Annotated in this window: 22 protein-coding genes; 12 read left to right on the top strand and 10 right to left on the bottom strand. The window is 71.3% G+C overall.

What is annotated here, in order from left to right:
* Positions 1-21: 21 nt before the first annotated feature.
* A complete protein-coding gene (locus tag OG897_RS28610) occupies positions 22-936 on the top strand; it encodes an MBL fold metallo-hydrolase (RefSeq protein WP_266661160.1) in 915 nt (304 codons plus the stop codon).
* Positions 937-995: 59 nt separating this feature from the next.
* On the opposite strand, the gene OG897_RS28605 is transcribed toward OG897_RS28610, so the two are convergent.
* Positions 996-2,444, bottom strand: coding sequence for a cytosine permease (locus OG897_RS28605; RefSeq protein WP_266661158.1), 1,449 nt, complete (start codon positions 2,442-2,444; stop codon positions 996-998).
* Positions 2,445-2,512: 68 nt separating this feature from the next.
* Here OG897_RS28605 and OG897_RS28600 point away from each other — a divergent pair, with 68 nt between their 5' ends.
* A complete protein-coding gene (locus OG897_RS28600; RefSeq protein ID WP_266661156.1) occupies positions 2,513-3,157 on the top strand; it encodes a TetR/AcrR family transcriptional regulator in 645 nt (214 codons plus the stop codon).
* A gap of 71 nt (positions 3,158-3,228) precedes the next feature.
* Positions 3,229-4,854 (top strand): amidohydrolase, encoded by a 1,626-nt coding sequence (locus OG897_RS28595; protein WP_266661154.1) that lies wholly within the window; start codon positions 3,229-3,231, stop codon positions 4,852-4,854.
* A gap of 62 nt (positions 4,855-4,916) precedes the next feature.
* On the opposite strand, the gene OG897_RS28590 is transcribed toward OG897_RS28595, so the two are convergent.
* From OG897_RS28590 to OG897_RS28580, 3 genes are all read right to left on the bottom strand, one after another.
* On the bottom strand, positions 4,917-5,900 hold the full coding sequence (locus OG897_RS28590; RefSeq protein WP_266661152.1) for a GNAT family N-acetyltransferase: 984 nt from the start codon (positions 5,898-5,900) through the stop codon (positions 4,917-4,919).
* A 313-nt stretch (positions 5,901-6,213) separates the two neighbouring features.
* Complete coding sequence (locus OG897_RS28585; RefSeq protein WP_266661150.1) at positions 6,214-6,387, bottom strand: hypothetical protein; 174 nt, start codon at positions 6,385-6,387, stop codon at positions 6,214-6,216.
* 93 nt (positions 6,388-6,480) lie between these two features.
* Positions 6,481-7,476 carry an alpha/beta fold hydrolase gene (locus OG897_RS28580; RefSeq protein WP_266661148.1) on the bottom strand — a complete coding sequence of 332 codons (996 nt, stop codon included), beginning with the start codon at positions 7,474-7,476 and terminating at the stop codon, positions 6,481-6,483.
* A gap of 320 nt (positions 7,477-7,796) precedes the next feature.
* Here OG897_RS28580 and OG897_RS28575 point away from each other — a divergent pair, with 320 nt between their 5' ends.
* The 5 genes from OG897_RS28575 (at position 7,797) to OG897_RS28555 (ending at position 11,734) form a co-directional block, all read left to right on the top strand.
* Positions 7,797-8,264, top strand: coding sequence for a DedA family protein (locus OG897_RS28575; RefSeq protein WP_266661146.1), 468 nt, complete (start codon positions 7,797-7,799; stop codon positions 8,262-8,264).
* 65 nt (positions 8,265-8,329) lie between these two features.
* A complete protein-coding gene (locus OG897_RS28570; protein WP_266661144.1) occupies positions 8,330-8,773 on the top strand; it encodes a VOC family protein in 444 nt (147 codons plus the stop codon).
* Between the two features lie 32 nt (positions 8,774-8,805).
* The gene (locus tag OG897_RS28565; RefSeq protein ID WP_266661142.1) at positions 8,806-10,050 is read left to right on the top strand and encodes a hypothetical protein; all 1,245 of its coding nucleotides are present in this window, start codon (positions 8,806-8,808) and stop codon (positions 10,048-10,050) included.
* Positions 10,034-10,819: a hypothetical protein gene (locus tag OG897_RS28560; protein WP_266661140.1), complete on the top strand. Its 786-nt coding sequence runs from the start codon at positions 10,034-10,036 to the stop codon at positions 10,817-10,819. The genes OG897_RS28565 and OG897_RS28560 overlap by 17 nt, the downstream gene beginning before the upstream one ends.
* Before the next feature lie 78 nt (positions 10,820-10,897).
* Complete coding sequence (locus OG897_RS28555) at positions 10,898-11,734, top strand: enoyl-CoA hydratase/isomerase family protein (RefSeq protein ID WP_266661138.1); 837 nt, start codon at positions 10,898-10,900, stop codon at positions 11,732-11,734.
* A gap of 70 nt (positions 11,735-11,804) precedes the next feature.
* Here the strand turns inward: OG897_RS28555 and OG897_RS28550 are convergent, their stop codons facing one another.
* Positions 11,805-12,749, bottom strand: coding sequence for an SDR family oxidoreductase (locus OG897_RS28550; RefSeq protein WP_266661136.1), 945 nt, complete (start codon positions 12,747-12,749; stop codon positions 11,805-11,807).
* Between the two features lie 360 nt (positions 12,750-13,109).
* On the opposite strand from OG897_RS28550, the gene OG897_RS28545 reads away from it, so the two are divergent.
* Positions 13,110-14,123, top strand: a complete 1,014-nt coding sequence (locus tag OG897_RS28545) for an LPXTG cell wall anchor domain-containing protein (protein ID WP_266661134.1) — start codon at positions 13,110-13,112, stop codon at positions 14,121-14,123.
* Between the two features lie 324 nt (positions 14,124-14,447).
* Here the strand turns inward: OG897_RS28545 and OG897_RS28540 are convergent, their stop codons facing one another.
* A complete protein-coding gene (locus tag OG897_RS28540; RefSeq protein ID WP_266661132.1) occupies positions 14,448-15,701 on the bottom strand; it encodes a phospholipase D-like domain-containing protein in 1,254 nt (417 codons plus the stop codon).
* A 318-nt stretch (positions 15,702-16,019) separates the two neighbouring features.
* Here OG897_RS28540 and OG897_RS28535 point away from each other — a divergent pair, with 318 nt between their 5' ends.
* The gene (locus OG897_RS28535) at positions 16,020-16,493 is read left to right on the top strand and encodes a phospholipase (protein ID WP_266661130.1); all 474 of its coding nucleotides are present in this window, start codon (positions 16,020-16,022) and stop codon (positions 16,491-16,493) included.
* Between the two features lie 42 nt (positions 16,494-16,535).
* Here OG897_RS28535 and OG897_RS28530 read toward each other — a convergent pair whose 3' ends face one another.
* Positions 16,536-17,321, bottom strand: a complete 786-nt coding sequence (locus OG897_RS28530) for a GPP34 family phosphoprotein (protein WP_266661128.1) — start codon at positions 17,319-17,321, stop codon at positions 16,536-16,538.
* Between the two features lie 673 nt (positions 17,322-17,994).
* On the opposite strand from OG897_RS28530, the gene OG897_RS28525 reads away from it, so the two are divergent.
* On the top strand, positions 17,995-18,216 hold the full coding sequence (locus OG897_RS28525; RefSeq protein ID WP_266661126.1) for a hypothetical protein: 222 nt from the start codon (positions 17,995-17,997) through the stop codon (positions 18,214-18,216).
* 48 nt (positions 18,217-18,264) lie between these two features.
* On the opposite strand, the gene OG897_RS28520 is transcribed toward OG897_RS28525, so the two are convergent.
* The 3 genes from OG897_RS28520 to OG897_RS28510 form a co-directional block, all read right to left on the bottom strand.
* A complete protein-coding gene (locus OG897_RS28520) occupies positions 18,265-19,176 on the bottom strand; it encodes a phosphatidylinositol-specific phospholipase C (protein ID WP_266661124.1) in 912 nt (303 codons plus the stop codon).
* Positions 19,177-19,299: 123 nt separating this feature from the next.
* Entirely contained in the window at positions 19,300-19,863 is a 564-nt protein-coding gene (locus OG897_RS28515) for a DoxX family protein (protein WP_266661122.1), read from the bottom strand.
* Positions 19,864-20,065: 202 nt separating this feature from the next.
* Entirely contained in the window at positions 20,066-20,845 is a 780-nt protein-coding gene (locus OG897_RS28510) for an NAD(P)H-dependent oxidoreductase (RefSeq protein ID WP_266661120.1), read from the bottom strand.
* A 170-nt stretch (positions 20,846-21,015) separates the two neighbouring features.
* On the opposite strand from OG897_RS28510, the gene OG897_RS28505 reads away from it, so the two are divergent.
* Positions 21,016-21,912 carry a helix-turn-helix transcriptional regulator gene (locus tag OG897_RS28505; protein WP_266661118.1) on the top strand — a complete coding sequence of 299 codons (897 nt, stop codon included), beginning with the start codon at positions 21,016-21,018 and terminating at the stop codon, positions 21,910-21,912.
* Positions 21,913-21,915: the final 3 nt, after the last annotated feature.

Below are 21,915 nucleotides of genomic sequence, written 5' to 3'. Positions count from 1 at the left end.
GGCCCTCCTAGAGTCGAGGGCATGAAGAGCGAGAGCGGTCAGAGCATCATGCTCGGCGAGGTCGAGGTCGTCCGGGTCGTCGAGTGGCAGGGGGCGTTCGCGCCCGCACGCGGTCTGGTCCCCGGGTCCGGCGCCGAGCTGTGGAAGGCCAACGAGGAATGGCTGGCGCCCGGTCACTGGGAACCGGACGACGACAGGGCGGTGATGGCGCTACAGACCTGGGTGCTGCGCAGCGGCGGCCGGACCGTCCTGGTCGACACCGGAGTGGGGAACGGGCGCGAGCGGCCCGGCTCGCCGCAGTTCCACCACTGGCAGGGCGACTTCCTGGGCGGGCTGGCGCGGGCCGGTGTCCGGCCGGAGGACGTCGACGTCGTCGTCAACACCCATGTCCACGCCGACCACGTCGGCTGGAACACCGTGGGTGCCGACGGAGGGTGGGAGCCCACGTTTCCCAACGCCCAGTACCTCGTCCCCGCCGCCGACGACTTCCACTTCGGCCCGGACAACGCGTACGGCAACGGCCGCCAGGAGGCCGACCGGCTGATGTACGAGGACAGCGTCGCGCCCGTCCACCGGGCCGGGCAGGCCGTCCTGTGGGACGGCACCCACCGCATCGACGAGCACCTCACCCTGGAGTCCGCGCCGGGCCACACGCCCGGCTCGTCGGTCCTGCGGCTCGCCTCCGGGAGCGACCGGGCGGTCTTTGTCGGCGATCTTCTGCACAGCCCGGTGCAGATCCTCGCCCCCTCCTGCAACAGTTGCTTCTGCCTGGACGCGGAACAGGCGGCGGCCAGCCGCCACCGGATTCTCGAACGGGCCGCCACGGAGCGGGAGTTGGTCGTCCCCGCGCACTTCGGCGGCGCGGGCGCCGTGGAAGTCCGGCACGAGGGCGGCGGATTCGCCCTCGGCCGATGGGCGGCCTTCGGTACGGAATAGATGGAGGGAGTAGATAGGGAGCAGATCCCGCCGGGGAGGCTGGAGGGTGGGGGCGCCGGTCAGACAGCGGGGGTGCGTGCTGCCGGGCGGCGGCCCAGGGCCGTGTAGATCAGCGCGGCGACGACCATGCCGACCGGCAGGGCGAGGTCGACGCCGCCCAGGGCACGGGCGATCGGTCCCGTGTAGAGGGTGTTGACGCAGAGGGCCGCCGAGGTGAAACCGCCCGCGAGGGCCAGCGTGCCCGCCGGGCTGAATCCGGCGGTGTACCAGTAGGGGCCTTCGCGGGATTCGTCCGTCAGCGACCGGCCGTCGTAGCGGTTGCGCCGCAGCACGATGTCCGTGGCGTAGACGGCCATGGCGGGGCCGAGGAGCACGACGGTGAGCTGGAGGACGTTGCTGACCGTGTCCAGGAATCCGGACGCGAAGAGCCCGTACAGGGTGAGGGCGACGGCCACGACGCCGTCGACGATCACGCTGCGGGCGCGGGGGATGCGGATGCCGACGGCCTGGAGGGCGAGACCCGCGCTGTAGGAGGTCAGGGCGTTGATGGCGATGGTTCCCAGGACCAGGGCGAGCAGGAGGACCGGGCCGAACCAGCCGGGCAGGAGCTGCCGCAGTCCCGCCTGAGGGTCCGTCATGTCGACGGCGGTCGCGGCGAGCGCGCCGAGGGAGCCGACGGCCGCGCCGGGCAGGAAGCCGCCCAGCGCGGTCCAGCCGATGACCGCCTTGGCGGAGGTCGTGCGGGGCAGGTAGCGGGAGAAGTCGGCGCTGGTGGTGTAGGAGAGCGGGGCGGACGCGATGAGGGTGACACCCGCGACCAGGACGGGCCACCGGTCGGCGCCGGTGAGCGGTTCGGCGGGTACGTACGCGAAGTCCGTGTGCCGGAGGACGCCGATCGCGACGACGGCGAAGACGACGGTCAGGGCGAGCGTGATCGGCAGGTACAGCTTCATGATCATGCCGTGGCCGTAGACGCCGATGGTCAGGGTGAGGGCGGCGACGACGACCACCACGACGACCTTGACGGCGGTGTTCGCCGTGATGCCGACCATCTCGACCAGGGCGAAGGCGGCGGTCGCGGCGGCGGCCAGGTTGAGGGCGAAGTAGCAGACGGAGATCAACCAGCCGACGATCGCGTTGTTCACGCGGTTGCCGCGCACTCCGTACATCGCCCGCGTGATGACTTCGCTCGGCGCGCCCGCCACCGGGCCGGATATCGCGAGCAGGCCGGTGAGCAGCCAGAACACGTTGCCCACCACGATCACGGCCAGGGCCTGCCACAGGGCGAGACCCATGAGGACCAGGGCGCCGCCAGTCACCAGGTTCAGATACGTGACGTTGGCCGCGGCCCAGACGGAGAAGAGCCGGCGGGGGTGGCCGTGGCGTTCGTGGTCCGGGACGTGGTCGATGCCGTGGGCCTCGACACGGGCCGCCCGGCCGGGCTGCGGAGGGGCCCCCGGACTCTCGCTGAGGGTGCCGGATTGCGGGTCGGGAATCGTGGACGCCATGGGGCCCCTCCGGTGTGCTGTTATCCCACTGCTTGCTTGTTGGTCGCACACTCAATAGCATCGATTCCATGCCGTCAAGCATCACGAACAAGCGAATCCGCAAGTCTCCAGCGTCCAGACGTACGGAAATCGTTGCGGCGGCCTCCGTCGTCGCACTGGCCGAAGGGCTGGAGCGGATCACGCTCCGGCGGATCGCCGACGAGCTGGCCGTCCGGCCGGGTCTGATCAGCCACTACTTCCCCGTGGTGGAGGACCTGGTGGCCGAGGCGTTCGGCAACGCCGCGGGCTCGGAGCTCGACGAACTCCTGCCCGCCGACCCGGCGGACGCCGCCGCCCCGACGCGGCGGCTGGCCCGGTTCCTGGAGCGGACGGCCGGGGAGGCGTACGACGACGTCAGTCGGCTGTGGCTCAACGCCCGGCACCTCAGCCGCTATCGGCCCACGCTGCGCGAGCGGGTCGCCGTGCAGGAGGACACCTGGCGCGAGCGGCTCGTGGGGGTCGTCCGCGACGGCGTCGCGGCGGGCGAGTTCCGCGCCGAGGACCCGGTGGCGGCCGCCATCCAGATCCTCGTCGTCCTGGACGGCCTCGGGATGCTCGTCAACGGTTCCTCCACCGACCACGACCCGCCCGAGATCGCGCGCCTGCCCATGACGACGGCGGAGCGCGTGCTCGGCCTGCCGGTGGGCGCCCTGTCGGCCGCCGCCTCGGACTGACTGCCCCGCCACCCCCTGGAATCGACCGCCCCGCCGCCCCACGAACCGACCGCCTCCAAGGAGCCCTTGTCGTGCGCACCTCCCTCGTCCTGCTCTCGGCCCGTCTGCTCGACCCGGCCTCGGGCGCGTTCCTGCCGCACACCGCGCTCGCCTCGGCGGACGGACGGATCACCGCCCTCGGGGACGACCGGGACGTCCGCGCCCTGGCCGACGCCTCGACCACGGTGATCGACCTGGGGGGCGCGGTCGTGACGCCCGGTCTGGTCGACGGGCACATCCACCCGGTGTCCGGCGCGGAACTGACCGGTGGCCTGGACCTGTCGGGCTGCGCCGACCTGGAGCAGGTGCGCGAAGCACTCGCGGGCGCGGTACGGGACCTCTCCCCCGGCGCCTGGCTGCACGCCTGGGGGCTCGACCCCAACGTCTTCGGCGAACGCCCCGTCGGCATCACGCCGTTCGACGCGGTGCTCGGCGGCGTCCCCGCGTACCTGCTGCTCTTCGACGCGCACTCCGCACTGGCCAGCCGTCGCGCGCTGGAGCTCGCCGGGGTCGACGGGCCCCGCACCTTCGACCAGGCCACCGCCGCCGTGGTCTGCGACGCCGACGGCAGGCCCACCGGACTGCTCCTTGAGGACGCCGCCTGCGAACTCGTCGAGCGCGTCGCCCCGCAGCCCACGCGCGAGGAGCGCCGCGACCGGCTCGCGGCCGCCCTGCGCGCGATGGCCGCCACCGGACTGACCGGCGGGCACGCGATGGACGCGAACGGCGACAGCCTCGCCTTCTACGCCGAGCTGGACGCAGCGGGTCAACTGCCGCTGCGGCTGCGGGTGGCCCCCTGGTGCCAGCCCGGCACCGACGCGGAGGCGGTACGTGAGCTGATCGGGCGGCAGGGGGCCGGCGGGCGGCTGTGGCGGACCGCTGGTGTCAAGATCTTCATGGACGGCACCATCGACAACGGCACCGCCTGGCTGGAACAGCCGGACTGTCACGGCGAGTCCCGGCACGCCTTCTGGCCGGACCCCGAGGAGTACACCCGGATCGTCGCGGAGCTGCACCGGGCGGGTGTTTCCGTCGCCACCCACGCCATCGGTGACGCGGCCGTACGCCATGTGCTCGACGCCGTCGAGAAGGCGCAGGCCCTGGGCGGCCGTGGGGTACGACACCGGGTCGAGCACATCGAGACCGTCCCGGACGACACCCTGCGCCGGTTCGCCGAGCTGGGGGTCGTGGCGTCCATGCAGCCCACCCACTGCTGCGACTTCACCCGGGCCGACCACACCGACAACTGGTCCCGCCGCCTGGGCGAGCCGCGTGCCTCGGACGCCTGGCGCTGCCGCGACCTGCACGACTCGGGTGCCGTCGTGGTCCTCGGCTCCGACTGGCCCATCGCCCCGTACCCGCCGCTCGGCGTCATGGCCGGGGCCCGCCACCGCAGGCCGACCCGCGACCTCAGCCAGGATCCGCACGGTCCGCAGCAGGCGCTGACCGCGCTGGAGGCGCTGCGCGGCATGACGGTCAACGCGGCGTACGCGGCGGGCGAGGAGAGCGTGGCCGGACGGATCGCCGTCGGGCACCGCGCCGACCTGACGGTCCTCGCCGCCGACCCGCTCACCGTTCCCGCCACCGAACTGGCCGACGTAGACGTGCTGTTGACCGTCCTCGACGGCGTCCCGACGCACCGCGCCGCACATCTGTGACGCGACGGGCGACGGCCCGCACCGCACGGTGCGGGCCGTCGCCCCGCTGCACGAACGGGTGCCTAGAGGCGTGCCGACAGGACCAGACGGCGGCGGAAGTTCCGGTAGCCCGCGCGCTCGAAGGCGGCGGCCATCGGGCGGTTCGCCAGGTCGGTGTCGGCGCGGATCCGCGACGTGTCGGGCTCCGCCGCGAGGATCGCGGTGATCTCGGCGAGGATCTCGTCCACGTGACCGAGGCCCCGGTGCCCGGGGAGGACGCCGAGGTATCCGACCACCGGGCCCGCGAGGTTGCGCGAGGGCAGACCGAACCCGACCGCCTCGCCCGCCGCGTTGCGGGCCACCCGCCACCAGGACCGCTCGCCGGCCATCTGCTCCTGGTAGAACGCCACGTCGTTACGGGCCTGCGCCTCGGCCCCGATCTGCTCGGCCTCCGCCCGGGTGCTCGCGTCGAGGGTGTCCTGGAGCACCTGCCGGAAGAGCTCGACGAAGACCTCGTCGTCGGGCTCGGCCGCGAAGACCAACTGCGGGGAGGCCGCCTCCCGCAGCCCGCCCTGCGGCGTCCACTCGTACCCCAGGCGCTCCACGAACCCCACGAGCCCGGCGGCCCTGGCCGCCTCCTGCCGCCAGGCCAGCGCCTCGGCCACCTCGGGCCTGTCCCGGTAGTCCCCGGGGACGAAGATGTGGAACGCGGGAGCCTCGGCGGCCCCCGCCTCCTTGAACGCCGCATGCGCGGCGGCGAGCAACTCGGCCGCCAGCGCGACCCGTTGCCCGGTCGGGACGCGCGCCTCGTCGACGTACACCGCATCGAGCGCACCGGGCGTGGCCTCCGACGGGAGCCCCCACCACACGGCGACCGCGAGCGGCGCGGTGTCACCGCCGGACGGGTCCTCGGCGATCCAGGTCCACGCGTGACGGTACTGACCGTCGGCGAGCTTGCTCAGATACGTGTGGGCCGACAGGGAGCTGGCCGGATCCGCCACGAGGAGCGGAAGAAGTCGGTCGAGGTCGGCCTCGACGGTGGAACGGAAAGTCGTACGGAACGTCACTGTGCCTCCACGGCGGTCAAGCTGGAGGCGCCACCAGATCAGGTGGGTGGGTCAGTTGATGTCCTGGCGGGCCCGGCAGCTGAACACGGGAGCGGCAGGAACGATCTGGAGCGCCGGATTCGGGGTGTACATCGCGGCCTCCCTTCTCTTGCGTCTGTCCACGTCGGTCGGCCTGTCGGCCGACGCAGGCCACCCTAAACACGCCCCCGATCGAGCGGCAAGCTCTTTTCCGGGGGCGTCCGCTGCCGGAGCGCCGCCCGGCACCGACAGGCGCGGGCGGCGCTGTCACCGCGTCCGGCGGTGTCCGGCACCGCTACTTGATGACCTCGACCTTCTTGTCACCGGCGGAAGCCTCGACCACCGACTTCACCGTGCCCGCCTGCCTGTCGCTCGCCGTGGAGGCGTCGCTGTCGGAGGGGACCACGGCGAAGGCGACCGCGACGGCTGCCACTGCGGCAAGAGCGGCGGCGGCGACGACGTTCTTCATGGGTGTCCTCCCGAAGGTGGTGGCGCGTGGTGAAGGTGTGGTGAATCTATCGCGCAACCCCCTTCCGGGGAATGGGTGTTGGATCACTCGGGACTACTTCTGAAGGGTGGCGAGCCATTCGGTCAGCAGGTGGTTGACCTTCTCGGGGCGTTCCTGCTGGATCCAGTGGCCGCAGCCGTCCAGGAGGTGGGAGGCGGTCAGCGCGGGCAGGGTGGTGGGGTACGCCTGGATGGCGTCGGCCATCCACGTGGTGGAGGCGTCCCTCGTGCCGCCGATGAAAAGGGCGGGCAGCTCGACGGGTGCGTCGCGGTACGGAGCGAGGTCCTCCCAGTCGCGGTCCATGTTGCGGTAGCGGTTGAGGGCGCCGGTGATTCCGGTGCGCTCGAACTCTCCGGCATAGACGTCGAGATCCTCCTCGGTCAGCCAGGCCGGGAGCGGGCCGTTGGGGAAGCGGTCGCGCAACCGGCCGCCCGGGGCGACGAAGTGCGGGTCGGGTTCGTCATCGGCGGGCATCGTGTCGGCGGACAGCGCGGCGTAGAAGCCGGAGAGCCAGCCCCGTACGTCGGGCTCGATCTCCCGCTCGGCGCGGCCCGGCTCCTGGAAGTACGAGACGTAGAACTCCTGCCCGGGTCCGCCGATCCGGTCGAAGACGTCGGTGGGCCGGGGGCCGCCGGGAGGCGCGTACGGGACGCTCAGCAGGGCGACGGCGCGGAACACCTCCGGGTGGAGCAGGGCGGAGACGGAGGCGATGTTGGAGCCCCAGTCGTGGCCGACGACCACCGCGCTCTCCTCGCCGAGGGCGCGCACGACGGCGACGTTGTCCGCCACCAGGTCGAGCATCCGGTAGGCGTCGGTCGCGGCGGGGCGGGAGGAGCGGCCGTAGCCGCGCACGTCGATGGCCACCGCCCGGTACCCGGCTGCGGCGAGGGCCGGAAGCTGGTGACGCCAGGAGTACCAGGACTCGGGGAAGCCGTGCACGAGCAGGACCAGCGGGCCGGTGCCCTGCTCGACCAGGTGCAGGCGCCCGGCCGGGGCCTCGACGGTGCGGTGGCGGAGTTCGGCGGGCGGTGCGGGCGGTGCGGGCTGCATGGGCTTCTCCTCGGTTCGCGGGCGGAAGCGGCTACCCGTCGATCATGACGAGCGACACCCGTCCGGCGCGATCGGCGTTGCCGTTCCGGCAAGCTCGTGGGACGGGGGTGTCGTGGGGCGGGGCACGGAGTGGCGGGCCGCGCTCGCCGTCAGCGCCTGCCGAACAGGAAGCGGGTCGCCCGGGTGCGGCGGACCCCTGGCGATCGAGGCACAGGCGTTCGCTTAACCTTGGACTGTCATCTGACGATGACGACGAACCGCACAACCGAGGACGTGGCAGCAGCGCCATGACCAGGATCCAGCCCTGAGGGGGTCTCGTCGTGGGTCACGTCGTACTCACGGCGCTCGGGCTCTACGCGATCGTCCTGCTGCGCGCCGGGGGGACCTTCGCCGTCGGACGGCTCGCCGGTGCGGGCGCCAGGCGCAGCAGGTTCGCCGACCGGCTGTCCACGCCGAAGTTCCAGCGTGCCGAACGGGCGATTCAGCGGTGGGGCTCACCCGTGGTGGCCGTCTCGTTCCTCACCGTCGGTTTCCAGACCGCCGCCAACTTCCTCGCGGGCACCATGCGCATGCCGCTGACCCGCTACCTTCCGGCGCTCTTCGTGGGCGGAGCGGCCTGGGCTCTGGTGTACGCGTGGGTGGGGATCGGCGCACTGAAGCTGCTGGCGGAGCTGTTCGCCGACAACACGGCCCTCGCCGTGGGCGTGGTCGCCGCCGTCCTCCTCGCGGTGGGAGGCGTCGTGGTGCACCGGCGCCGGGCGCTGCGCGGAACGACTGATGACACGTGAGAGCCGTACGCTGAATCACGTCGTGCGAGCGGGCAGCCGCGTGGGGGCTCGGTAGCATGCCGCGCATGGGCATCAAACTTGAGAACGTCGGCATCGCCGTCCGCGACCTCGAAGCAGCGATCTCCTTCTTCACCGACCTCGGTCTCACGGTCCTCGGCCGTGACACGGTCAGCGGTGCGTGGGCCGACACGGCCGTCGGCCTCGACGGCAATCACGCGAAGATCGCGATGCTTCAGACGCCGGACGGCAACGGCCGCCTTGAGCTCTTCGAGTACATCCACCCCGAAGCGATCGAGACGGAGCCCACGCGTCCCCACGAGATCGGCATGCACCGCGTCGCCTTCTCGGTCGACGACATCGACACGGCCCTCGCGGCAGCCGCGAAGCACGGATGCCGTCCGCTGCGCGGCGTGGCGACCTACGAGGACGTCTACAAGCTCACGTACCTCCGCGGTCCCAGCGGCATCCTCGTGATGCTCGCCGAGGAGCTGAAGAAGACCGACAGCTGAAAGACGGGCACCCCTTGACGTACGCGAGAGACATGACGGAAGCCCGTATCGAGGATGCGGACAACGTCCTGGTCGCGCCTTCGGTGCTGGCGGACGACGACGGGGTCAGGGACTTCTTCGGGTCCGCCGTCACGCCGGAGGAACTGGCCTCCGGCTCGACCGACCTCGCGCGGAAGACCGTCTATCTGTGCGGCGACGTCTCCGGGATCAACCGCCGCCAACTGCGAGCGGCAGCGCGGGTGTTCGTCGTCCGGGAGCTGTCGCACGGTTACCACGAGGGTGTGGACGGACAGTCCTGGCCCTTCGTCGGCGTCGGCCGGATTCCCCTCCGTGTGCACGGCGTCGGCGTGTACTACCGCCGCTTCTTCGGCCTGGACGCCGATTACTTCGGACGCATACGTACGGAGCACACGTTCCAGTCCCTGACGGAGTCCACCAAGCCCGGCACGGCCCGTCGCAGCGGCATCTATCTGACGCCCGTCACCCAGAACGGTGACGAACTGCATTTCCGCCTGCTCCGGTGCTCCACGAATCTCTCGGGGCCGACCGAGGGCTTCGGCCCGACCGACACCCGCATCGTCGCGGACCTCAATCGCGAGGCCGCCGCCGTCTTCAGGGATCAGGCGCCGCTCAATCACGTCCTCGCGCAGATCTACCACAACACCGGTGCCACGGCCGAGCGCAAGCAGACCAAGGCCAGGATCTCGGCGCACGCCGACAAGACCAAGGACATGCCCGGCAACGGCATCATGGCCTTCTGCACCTTCTACGACCGGCTCGACAAGCTCCAGCCACTGGCCGACGACGCCTTCGACTACGGCATGAAGGGGGTCAGCGGCCTGACCAGACTCCACTTTCGCCTCAAAGAACCGACCGGCGAACGGGACCTCAAGCAGGCGACCGGCGAACGGGAAGGGGCCGCGCTTCCCGCGCAGTTCACGGTGACCCTCCACCCCGGCTCCGTGTTCTTCATGCCGCTATCCACCAACCGCCTGTACACGCACGAAATCCGGCCCTCGGCATTGAACGCCGAGTCGCTGCCGACCCGCTTGGGATACGTGGTGCGCTGTTCGAGCGCCGAAGCCGTCCACACGAACGGCCGCACCTTCCTCAAGTCGGCCGGAAAACTGGTGGAGTTGGGGCCACCCACCCAGGACGGCATGGACGAACTGCGCAGGCTGTACGCCGAGGAGAACCGGACCTCGGCGTTCATCGACTACGGCGACGCCTTCCCCTTCAGCATGAACACCGGAGATTACGATGCCCCCCGAATCTAGGCTTCCCGCATCCAGGACGGCGGACGAGGTCCTCTCGTGCGCTCTGCCCATCGAGGGGAATCTCTTTCCGGAGCTTTCCGCTTCGGCTCGTTGGGAGGACGTGGGGAAGGGGCGGCGCGGGGCCACGCTCACCAGGAGCGACGAGGCGGGTGGAGTGCCCCTCGTGCGCACGACCACGCGATACGGCGACCCGGCACAGCGTTTCCGGGCGGTGCACGAACGGCTGGCGCGGCAGATTCAGGAACGTACGGCGGTCTCGGCCGACTTCAACAACGCCCTCATCGAGACCTACACGCAGGCGTACACCACCATGGGCAGTCATTCCGACCAGGCCCTCGATCTGGCGGACGAGTCGTCCATCGCCGTGTTCTCCTGCTACGAGCACCCGGAAGCGAGCCCGCCGAGGAAGCTGGTCTTCGAGTCGAAGGAGCCCGGTGGCGAGAGGTGGGAGATCCCGCTCGCCCACCATGGTGCCGTCGTGTTCTCCGTCGCCTCGAACCGGCGGCTCAGGCACAAGATCGTGCTGGACGGGCCCGGGCGGGCGGTCGACAACCGATGGCTCGGCGTGACCTTCCGGACGTCGAAGACCCTCGTCCGGTTTCGCGACGGACTGGCCCACCTCCCGCAGGGTGCGCGCCTCACGTTGGCAAACGAGGAACAGAGGCAGGAGTTCTACCGGCTGCGGCGCCGCGAGAACCTGGAAAAGGACTTCAGCTATCCCCCGCTGACGTACACGGTCAGCGAAAGCGATCTACTGCCGCCCGTCTGACGACCTCGCACGTGTTCAACTTGCTTACTGCTGACGTAATCTGATGGACAGTCAGGTCAGGTGGCGGAGGGGCGACGGATGTTCGACACCATCGGTACGGACGTCCCCGAGGGGCAGGAGAGGCTGCGCCTGGAGGTCGGGGAGCACGGTCTCGGCACCATCACGCTCTGCCGCCCCGGCAAGCTCAACGCCTGGAGTTGGGAGTCCACCCGTCAACTGGGGCTGCTGGCGGACCGGATCAGGTTCGACGACCGCATTCGTGTGGTGCTGCTGCGCGCCGAGGGGCGGGCCTTCTGTGCGGGCATCGACGTCACGGCGCCCGGCGGTGCGATCACCGGGCGCTCGGCCGCGCAGCGGACCCGCAACTACGCCGAGGGCATCCGGTGGGCGCACGAACGGTTCGCGGCGTTCGCGCGGCTTCCGCAGCCCGTGGTCGCGGCCGTCCAGGGTTACTGCCTGGGCTTCGGGTTCGAGCTGGCGCTGATGGCCGACGTCCGGATCGCCTCGGACGACGCCGTCTTCGCGCTGCCCGAGGCCCGGCTCGGTGTCGCGGTCGACGCGGGCGGCGACCTGCGCATCGCGCGGGACGCGGGAGCGGGCTGGGCGAAGCTGCTCGCACTGACCGGCCGCCGCATCGACGCGGCCACGGCGCAGCGGCTGGGGCTTCTCCAAGAGGTCGTGGGGCAGGGCGAGTTGGAGAATGTGGCGCGCGCCGTGGCCGCCGAGATCGCGGCCAACGCACCGCTGGCCGTGCAGTCCGTGAAGCGCTCCATCGACGCCTACGCGGACGCGGCGATGGCCTCCGCCCTGGACCGGGCCGCCCTGGCCGCCGCCCTCACTCTCACCTCCGAGGACGCGGGCGAGGGATATGCGGCGGGGGCGGCGCGGCGGGCGCCCCGGTTCGAAGGGGCCTGAGCCGCCGGGGCGTCAACCGGGGCGTCAATCGGGGCGTCAATCGGACCTTCCGGACCGGAGCCGCGAGCCCTCACGCCGACCCTTCGTACCGGAACGGGCCGCGTCCGAGCTGCTCGCGCACCGTGACCACGGGCGGGCCGACCACGCCGCGCCGCTGCCAGTTCGCCCCGTCGACGACGAGGGTGTGCCCGGTGATGTAGCGGGCGTACGGGGAGGCGAGGAAGGCCGCCGCCCAGCCCAGCTCGCGCGGCAGCCCGACCCGCAGCGCGGGCTGCCGCGCGCCCAGATCGGGGAGCGCGTCCGGGACCGCGCCAAACTCTGCCGCGCGCAGTCCTTCGCGGATGTCCGCCGTCATGTCCCCGTGCGGCATCAGGCCGGGGACGAGCCCGTTGATCTGGATGCCGTACGGCCCCCACTCGACGGCCAGCGTCTCCACCAGGTTCTTCACCCCGGCCTTGGCCGCCGAGCTGTGCGCGAATCCCGGGCCGCCGGTCCACGCGTACGACGCACCGACGCAGATCACCGACCCCGGCGTCCCGGCCGCCAGGTGCCTCCGCCCGAACTCGCGGGTCATGAACCAGGTCCCGGTCAGCGTGATGTCGACGACCGCCCGCCAGGCGTTCGGCGACATGTCCTCGGCCGGTACGGGGAAGTTGGCGGCCGCACTGTTCACCAGGACGTCCGGAGTGCCGTGCCCGGCGAAGACCTCCGCGATCCGCTCCGGGTCGCGGATGTCGCAGGCCGCCGCCCGCACCGTCCCGCCCAACGGGGCCAACTCCGCCCGCGCACCAGCGAGATGACCCTCGTCGCGGCTGACGAGCAGCAGATCCGCGCCGAGCCGGGCGAACTCCGCCGCGATCGCCTTGCCGAGGCCCGTCCCGCCCCCGGTGACGAGCACGGTCCTTCCCTCGTACGTCGCCGGGGGCAGTGCGCTCGCGCCCTCCGGCGGCGGGGCGGGCAGGCCCTGCCGCGTCGGGCCGCGTCCGGGGACTCCTGGCTCCCTCGCTTCGCTCATTGCGGTATCCGAGCCCATGGCCCGCGAAAAGGGAAGACGCCGGGGCCGCTCCCTTCGTCCTCGGCGACTCCGGGACGCGGCGGCCCCGGCACTCGGTGGCCCCGGCACTCGGTGGTCCCGGCCGTGCCCCGGCAGTCCCGGGCCGTATCGAGGGACCTTCTTCCCTAGTTTTATGCAAAGTCCGAGCAATGAGCTGTGCGGAATTCATCAAAGGCCCGAGAACCGGCAAGGAATGCGGCACGGGACCTTTGGATTCGCCCTCTCCGGGAGAAATGCGCGACGTTCCCCGGCGGATGCACCATGGATTTCGGAAAGACCGCGCCAGGGAAAAGTCCCTGACCGTGCAAGGAGGATCCGTTCATGCGCAAGGCATTCACCGCCTCGGCCGTCGCCGTCGTCACGGCTGCGGCACTCGCCGGGCCCGTCGCCGCGTTCGCCGACGCACCGTCCCCTTCCCCGGCCGTCACCGTGTCGTCACAGCAGGGCGACGACCAGCAGGACGGGCAGAGCCAGCAGGGCCAGCAGGGCTTCGCGTCCGACAAGGCGCAGGTGTCCGTCCAGCTGTCGTCGCCCGGGGACCCGGCCGGATTCCACGCCGGGGAAACCGTCAGCTTGACGGCGAAGACCTCCGGCAATGCCCTGGGCGGCGTCATCGCGAAGTCCCCCGCCTTCGGCAGCACCCACCTCGCGCCGACCGACGCGTCGGGCACCACCTGGACCGGCACGGCGGTCATTTCCCAGAACGCCGGAATAGGCACCCTTCCGGTGCGGGTCGTGGCGAATTTCGGCGACACCGGCGCGGAGACCTCCGCGACCGTGCTCGTCAACACGGAGACGACTCCCGCACCCGACCCCTCTCCCTCCCCCACCCCTCAGCAGACCTCCCTGACCCTGTCGACGGACGGGGCCAGGCCCGGCGACAAGGTCCAGGTGACCATCGACAGCGGCGACCTCCGGGGCGACGCCCGCATCGAGTCCGGCGCCTTCGGCGGCACCGTGGACCTCTCTCCCGAGCCCGGTTCCTCGGGCTGGCACGGTACGGCCACCGTCGCCGCGAACGCCCGGCCCGGCTACTACCGGGTGGACGGTTACGTCGGCAGCCAGAAGATCGACTCCGTGAAGTTCGGGATCGCCGACACCGTCACCGGCCACCGCCAGGCGCACAAGAACCAGCACCAGCACCAGAGCAAGCACCACGCCGTGACGCCCATCCGTGTCGACGGCCGCACGGTTCCGAGGGGCGCCGTCAACGCGGGCGCGTCCGGCGCCCCCGACACCGGTCCCGACGCGGGACTCCTCGCGGGTGCGGCGGGCCTCTCGGCAGCCGTACTGCTCGGCGGCACGGTCCTGTGGCGCCGCCGTCATCACAGCTGACCTCTCGCCGGGTGTCGCTTGCGGGGTCCGCCGTCCGACGCCTGTGCGGGCGTACTCCCCGACGGTCGCGGTCGCCCGGGCGGCCTCGGCCCCTCGCGACCGGCCGCAGGGTGCGGTGGAGCGGCGGGGGGCGACCGTGCTGGACGGGCCCCGGCTGCCGCACGGTCGCTCTGCTGGGTGGCCGTGACAGGACCCGGCCTGTGAACGCTGCCGCCTCAACCGGGTAGTCGCGGTGGGCAGGGCGCACGGGCCCGCAGCCGGGCTCGCCGTCGTCGACGTACTGGCGGAGGGGCGGCTTCCGGACCCCTCCGCGCCGTCACGGGCCTATCGGCAGACGGCCACGTCGTCCGCCGTGCCCGGGAAGGCCGCCGTGCGGGTGTCGTTGAAGTTGGTGACGAAGGCGTCGTGGACGGAGTCCGAGGTGATGCGGACCATCGATTCGTCGTTGTCGCGCAGGGCGGGACCGCTCCAGTTGTGGCTGCCGGTGAAGACGAGCTTCTCGCGGGCGCCCGCGTACATGCCGTCGATCATCAGGTTCTTGGAGTGGACGATGCGGTTCGGGGAGTCCGTCGCGTCACGGGCGTCCTGGTAGCAGCGGGTGGTCAGGCGGGGCTGTCCGTGCAGGGCGTTCCAGGTGCCGGTGTCGGTCTCGCTGTAGACGAGGTCGACCGTGCATCCGGCTGCGGCCAGGGCGCGCAGCTTGTCGGCGACGCCCTGCCGGGTGATCTTGAGCATGGCGGCGCGGATGGCCGTGCGGTGGGTGCCGGTCGAGTCGGTCCACGTACAGGCGACGTTGTCGAGGGTGTTGATGACGGTGTCGCTGTCGTTCGTGGTGCCCGCGCGGGGGAAGAAGTACGCCTTGTAGTCGCCCGCGTTGGCGGTCGTGTAGTCCCAGTTGGCGCGGTCCTGCTTGCCGAGCTTGGTGAAGTAGTCGCTGTACGCGGTGTAGAGGGCCGTGTTGCCCGCGACGCCGACCGCGCTGTTCCAATAGCGGGAGTAGTTGGAGGGGGTGAGGTTGGAGGTCGTCTGGAGGACGACCTGTTGGGCGGTGCCGCCGCCGAGGCTGCTGAAGAGGAGGAACTTGTTGTGGTTGATGCCCGCTCCTGCGGTCGGGCCGAGGCAGGAGCGGCCCTGTGCGCACAGTTTCACGTACGACGGCTTGCTGATGTCGGTGCCGAGCGCCGTCTTGAGCGTGGTGTACGGAACGGTGTCGATGTCCGGGGTACTGAACGACGTCTCGCCGAGGACGACTTGGACGTTGACGCCGCGTACGGTGTGGGCGGCGGCGAGTTCCTGGGCGACGGTCCTGTCCCAGAAGTGGTAAAGCGTCATCCGGATCGTCGAGCCGCTGTCGGCCGAGGCGATCATCGCGCGGGCGCGGTCGCGGATGGCGTTCTGCTGGGCGGCGTCGCCGGTGGGCCGGTTGAAGACGGGTCCCATGGCGGGAACCGCCGCGCCCGCCGCGCCCGCCTGGGAGGCGGGCCCCAGGACGAGCGCGGAGGCGGCGACCGCGAGGGCGGTGGTGAAGGTGGACAGGCGCCGGTGGAGCCGGAGTTGACGGTGGAGACGGGTGCGCACGGGTGTTCCCCCTGGAGACCGTAGGCGTCAGGCATGTGCATGCCATTCTTGGTACGCCACCTTAGGGCCTGGTGCGGCCGGGTTGCCTGGCAGTCCGCAGCTCCACCGGGCGGAGAGCGGCCGCCCGAAGAGCTCGGGCTGAGCGCGTCATGGCTTACGGCAGGGTGAACCCGGGGGGTGCGGCGGGCCCCGTTCATGAGGGTTCTCCGTGGGCTCGGTGATGCTTTTGGGTATCAACTCTTCACCGCTGCCAGTTCCTCGCAGGCTGTGGCCCACCGCACCCGTACAGATCCGGTGCCCGCCGAACGGACAACCTCCATGCATCGTCTTGTTGCTGCCGGACTCACCACTGCCGCCGCCGCAGTGCTCGCCCTCGCCACTCCGGCCTCCGCCGCCCCGGCGGACAAGCCGCAGGTGCTGAGCAGTTGGACGCAGACCAGCGCGTCCAGCTACCAGTCCTGGGCCTCGGCCCGTGCCAACCAGGGGAGTTGGTCGGCGTACGGCTTCGACTGGTCGACCGACTACTGCTCTTCCTCGCCCGACAACCCGTTCGGCTTCCCGTTCCAGAACTCGTGCGCCCGGCACGACTTCGGCTACCGCAACTACAAGGCGGCCGGGACGTTCAGTGCCAACAAGGCACGGCTCGACGATGCCTTCTACGCCGACCTCAAGCGGGTCTGCTCCACGTACTCGGGCGCGAAGAAGGTCTCGTGCGACTCCACGGCCTGGACCTACTACCAGGCCGTCAAGGTCTTCGGCGTGAGCACCGCCGAAAGATCGCTGGTGGGCTGAACCGGGCGCCGGTCCCGCCACGGAACGGGGCGGGACCGTGCGTCAGTCGTTGCCGCCGTCGGAGCCGCCGCCGGACCAGCCGCCCGAGTCCAGGCCGTGGGCCAGCCCGCTGTCGCCGGTGGTGACGTCGGAGTAGAGCTTGGTCAGCTGCTTCGCGAGCTGACGGCCGGGCATGACGCTCTGGACGGCAGAAGGCAGCCCGGCACTTCCTCCGGCGCGCGGAGCCACGGCCTGCGCGGAGGCGAGAAGGGCCGTGCCTTCGCTCGTGGTCAGGGCGGCCAGACGACGACGTGCCGAGGAGCCCCGCACCCCGGGGTACACGGCAGGGGCGATGTCCGCCACCCCCACCAGCACGGCCAGCGCGAGGTCGCGCGGGTCGGCGGGCGGCGTCCCGGGCCCCGAGCGGGCCACCGCGTCGAGACGGTCCAGCACGCCTTGCCTGCGGGCCGCGTCGACGGAGACGACCTCGTGCCGGGTGTACCCGGCCGGGTCGCGACGGCGGCGGGACCTCAGCACCTTCTGGTCGTCCAGCCGGGAGAAGTACTCGGTGACGACGGACTGCGGGGTCAGGCGCAGCCAGTCGTGGAAGGAGGGCGGCGGGGCGGTCCGGGCGAGATCGCGCAGGACGTTGTTGAGGCGGCGGTCCTCGACGGGCCCGGAGTCGAGGATCTCGATGTGGCGGACGCCGAGGGCGATCCGGCCGACCAGGCACAGTTCGGCCAACTCGGCGGCGCGCAGGGCGATCCGGAGTCGGTTATCCGACCGGATCCGCGGATGCCGCCGACCGGTCCCCACCGCGAGCAGAAAGAGTTCGTCCCCCATGGTCATGCGGGTCACCGTAGACGTGGAGGCGCTACGGACGGGAGGCTTCCGCCACGGTTATTCCTTCCCGGACCGGGTTACCACCGTTCTTCGGCGTCGGCCGGGCGCGGCCACGGAGTGGTCTGGCCCGGCGTCCGCGGCTGGGGCCAACGCTGCGTCACTGCCGAGCGCTTCGGGGTCGGCGTCGGCTTCACCGCGGTGAATCGGGCGAAGTCGGTATAGGCACTGATGCCGAAGCTTCGCATGTCGGAGAATACTCGTCGCACACCGGGGCGAGGTCGATGTAGATGCGCCAGCCGGGCACGGTATCTCACGACCGGCCACGACGCGTCCGGCCGCGACACGTCCGCCCACGACGCGTCCGGCCGCCCTGAACTGTCCGGCCACGAACCGTCCGCCTCCGAGAACGTGTCCCCCCTCGTCGCGGAGTGGCGAGGTCGGTCAGGGTGCAGCGGCGGACGTGGACGCGGGCGGTGTCCGTGCTCCCGTTCCGTCCGGGCCCTCGTAGGCCGTACCGGCGGCTCCGCGCCTGCCGGAAGTACGGAGCAGCGGTGTCGCCGTGGCGGCCGGGGCGAGCATCGCGGGAACGGCGGCCGTCGCGATCCAGGAGAGGCCCTGGGCGTAGGACTCCCCTGCCGCGTACAGGAGTTGGGCGGCTTTGTCCTCAGGGAGCCGGCCGGTGGTCTCCAGTGCGGCGGGCAGGTTGTCGGTCGCCGGGTCGCGGACACACCGGCATCAGTCCGGCGAAGAGCGGCGACCTGCCCGTGACGACGACCGTTCCGATGGACGAGTGGACGACGGCTCGGCGGTCGAGATGGAGATCAAGGACCGTCGTGCCGCCCGCGCCCAGGCATGGCAGCGTGGCCTGACCGAGGTGACCACCTGCTGGGTGCGGACATGACGGACTGGGGACGTGACGACTGAAGTCCTCGGAGGTGCGCTACCGACGTCAGTTGTGCCGGATCAGTGACTCCACCAGGCCCGCCCTGGTCTGGGAGTAGTCCAGCACCACGATGCCCAGGCCCCGCCAGCTCTCGGCTTCCGGGCTGTCCACCAGGGCGTGCACCTTCGGGTTCAGGCGGTCGGCGTTCCAGCGGGGCGGCAGACCTGCGGCCGTGCTCACGAAGTTGATGTACTGCTTGCCCGGCTGGGCGGCGGCCTTCCTGAACTGGGCCTCGATCTTGGGGTACTTGGCGAACGGTTCCGCCTGGTAGTCGTCCTGGATGTCGAAGACCGAGGAGTCGCCCCAGCGGAGTCCACCCGGCAGCCCTCCGTTGTCCGCGAGCAGGACGACACGGCCGCGCGCCTGCCCCAGCGAGGGCAGCGAGTCGGCGATCAGGAAGAGGGAGCGCCAGCCCCTGCGGTCGAGGTAGTCCGTGAACCGTTCCCCGAACGCCGCGTCCGAGACTTCCGAGTACTCCTGCTTCACCCGCATCAGCACCGTCTCCGAGGGGTGCGCGGTGAGGAAGTCACGGCAGGCGGTCAGTACGTCGTCGAAGTTGAGGCGCTGGTAGAACGCGCCGTGATGGATCGTGAACGACCCTTCGAAGGCCCTGCACCGGATGTCCAGGAAACGTATCCCCGAGGTCAACTGCTGGGCGATGGTGGTGTTCTGGCACTCCACCCACAGCCCGCCGAACCGCGCGCCCGAGTCGTGCGTGCCGGGAACCGTCAGCGTGCGCAGCGACCGGGCGGAATCGAGTCCGGCCATCCAGTCCTGCGTTCCGAGGACACGGGCCCCGGCGGGCAAGCGGGTCCCACGGGCCCGTACGTCGGCGTGGGCAGGTGCCGCACCCGCGTGGGCCAGGAGCCCGGCGGCGGAGAGGGCGACCGTGCCCTTGAGGAACCCTCGTCGGTCCATGCGCAACTCGTCTCCCTGATGTCGCATCAGCCACAGAGGTGCATCGAAGCACGTCAGACGCTGCGTCAGCCAGGGTGCGATGGACGGAACTTGGAGAGAAGTACCGGCCGTCGGACAATTGCGTCAGTGCGCGTCGGCCCCGCCGTCCTCACTCCTGGCCGATCCCCCGCTCTCACCCCCCGTACGCCTCTGCCTCCTGCCGACCACCACCGTCGCCGCGACCGCGCTGGCCACGAAGGCGACCGCCACCGTCCAGGGCTGGTCGAAGCGGTGGCCGCTGGCGTGGTCGAGTGAGAGCCTGCCGGGCCCCGCGAGCCCGATCGCCGCAGCGGTGAAGCCGAGGAAGGCGGGGTACTCGTAGCCGCCCGACTGTGCGAAGAACCCGGCGGGGGCGTGCACGGCCACCGCTCCGGCCATGGCGCCCGCAGCGGCGGCGCCCGCCGCCGGGGTCGCGAGACCGAGCGCGAGGAGTACGCCGCCGCCCGCCTCGCCGAGCCCGGCGGCGACCGCGCTCTGCCTGCCCGGCGTGAACCCCATGGACTCCATGGCCGCGCCGGTTCCCTTCACCCCGCCTCCGCCGAACCAGCCGAACAGCTTCTGCGTGCCGTGCGCGGTGAGCGCCGCTCCGGTGCCCACACGCAGGGCGAGCAGACCGAGGTCACGGCGGGGGCTCAGGCAGGGGGTCATGGACTCTCCCGGGGAAGGTGGGGCAGCGAGTACGGGCAGCGTGTCCACTCTGTGCCGGGTGCCGCTTCCCGGGGCTGCGGTATTAGGCCAGACGGTTCACCGCCCGTCCCCGGGCCCGGGAGGTCCGGGCAGGGGCCCAGGGAGGTCCGCGCGGGGGCCCGGGAGGTCCGTGGCCGGGGGCCCGGGAGGTCCGGCAGGGGTGTCAGCCGCGTACGTGCAGTCCGAAGCCCGTACGGCCCTCGGGCTCCAGCCCCTCCTTCAGCTGCATCGAGGGAATCTCGTAGTCGCCGAAGTTCTGCCGCCGGAACGCGATCGGCTCGGTCGACTCCAGGGTGAGCAGGCGCTGCTGCCATGCCTTGGCGACGTCCGGGTAGTCCTCGGCGGTCAGCCGGTCGGCGCCGTGCAGCACGAACGGCGCCAGCACCTCGATGCCCGTGTAGTAGAGGATGCCGTGCTGGATGGGGAACAGCAGGTCGTCGATCGGGCCGTTGATCCCGCGCTCCGCGTAGTGCGACTCCGGGCCGCCGATCGTCACCGACAACAGGGCCCGCTTGCCCATGAGGGTGCCCTCGCCGAAGCGCTCGCCGTACTTGGTGGCGCTGTGCTCGCCGACCCCGTACGCGAAGTGGAACGTGAACACCCGGTCCACCCAGCCCTTGAGGATCGCGGGCATCGAGTACCACCACAGCGGGAACTGGAAGATGACCGTGTCCGCCCACAGCAGCTTCTCCTGCTCCGCGCGGACGTCCGCCGTGAGCTCCCCGGCGTCGAAGGCCCGGCCCGAGTCGCGGGCGACCTGAAGCGGCTGCGAGGCGTGCGGGCCGTAGTCCGAGGCGTCCACGACCGCCTTGAAGCCCATGGCGTGCAGGTCGCTCACCCGCACCTCGTGCCCGGCGGCCTCCAGGGTGGTCACGGCGAGGTCCTTCAGCGAGCCGTTGAGCGACTGCGGCTCGGGGTGGGCGTGGACGATGAGCGTCTTCATGGGGACTCCTGTGGTTCGCATGCCGTCGGACGGCTTCGGATGCCTTGGAGTCTGGGCGTTCGGGCGCCCGTTGTTCAGGGGCTCCCCTTCCGTAGGACCGGGCTTCCTGGTATTGGCAGGACCACCCTCGCGGCCTTCGCCGTGGCTGCCGTCGCGGTGATACTGGGGGAATGGACGATCTTGCGGGTTTCCTGCGGACACGGCGTTCCCGGATCGATCCGGCGGCCGTCGGCATATCCACCGACAGTCGCCGCCGGGTCGCGGGGCTGCGCCGCGAAGAGGTCGCGCACCTGTCGGGGGTCAGCGTCGACTATTACGTACGGCTGGAACAGGGGCGCGCGACGCAGCCCTCCGAACAGGTGCTGGACGCGCTCGCCCGCGTGCTCGACCTCGACGAGACCGAGCACGAGCACCTCCACCGGCTCGCCCGGCAGCCCCGGCACCGCGCGAAAGTGCCGGGCGGCCGGGTGCGTCCCGAGGTGCGGCGGACACTCGACCTGGTCGTCGACGCACCCGCGCTGATCATGGACCACCGCCTGGACGTGCTCGCCGGGAACCGTCTCGCCGGACTCCTCTACGGGCGGCCGGTGCAGGGACTGAACACCGCGCGGCACATCTTCCTGGAGGAGGCCGATCGCGGTCTCTACGCGGACTGGGAGAAGTGCACGCTGGATGTCGTCGGGCATCTGCGGCTCGCCGTGGGCAAGTATCCCGACGATCCCCGACTGGCCTCTCTCATCGGCGAGTTGGCGATGGGAAGCGAGCGCTTCCGCCGCCTCTGGGCACGCGCCGACGTACGCGCCCGTACGCACGGGCGCAAGACGTACCGGCATCCGCTGGTCGGTCTGCTGGAGCTGCACCAGGAGAACTTCGCGCTGCCGGACGGGTCGGGGATGGAAATGCTGGTGCTGTCCGCGGCTCCCGGCACCCCCGCGGAGGACGGGCTGCGGCTGCTGGCGGGGCTGGGGGCGGACGTCGCGAACGGTGCTGACCGTACGAACCTCGGTGACGGTGCGGGCAGCGGCGACCCGCGTCCTACGCGGAACTCCCCGGCCCGCCCGCAGTAGTTC

It is taken from the genome of Streptomyces sp. NBC_00237 (assembly GCF_026342435.1).
Classification (GTDB): domain Bacteria; phylum Actinomycetota; class Actinomycetes; order Streptomycetales; family Streptomycetaceae; genus Streptomyces.
The sequence above is the reverse complement of the archived record's forward strand: the minus strand, read 5'-3'. Positions and strand labels throughout refer to the sequence as shown.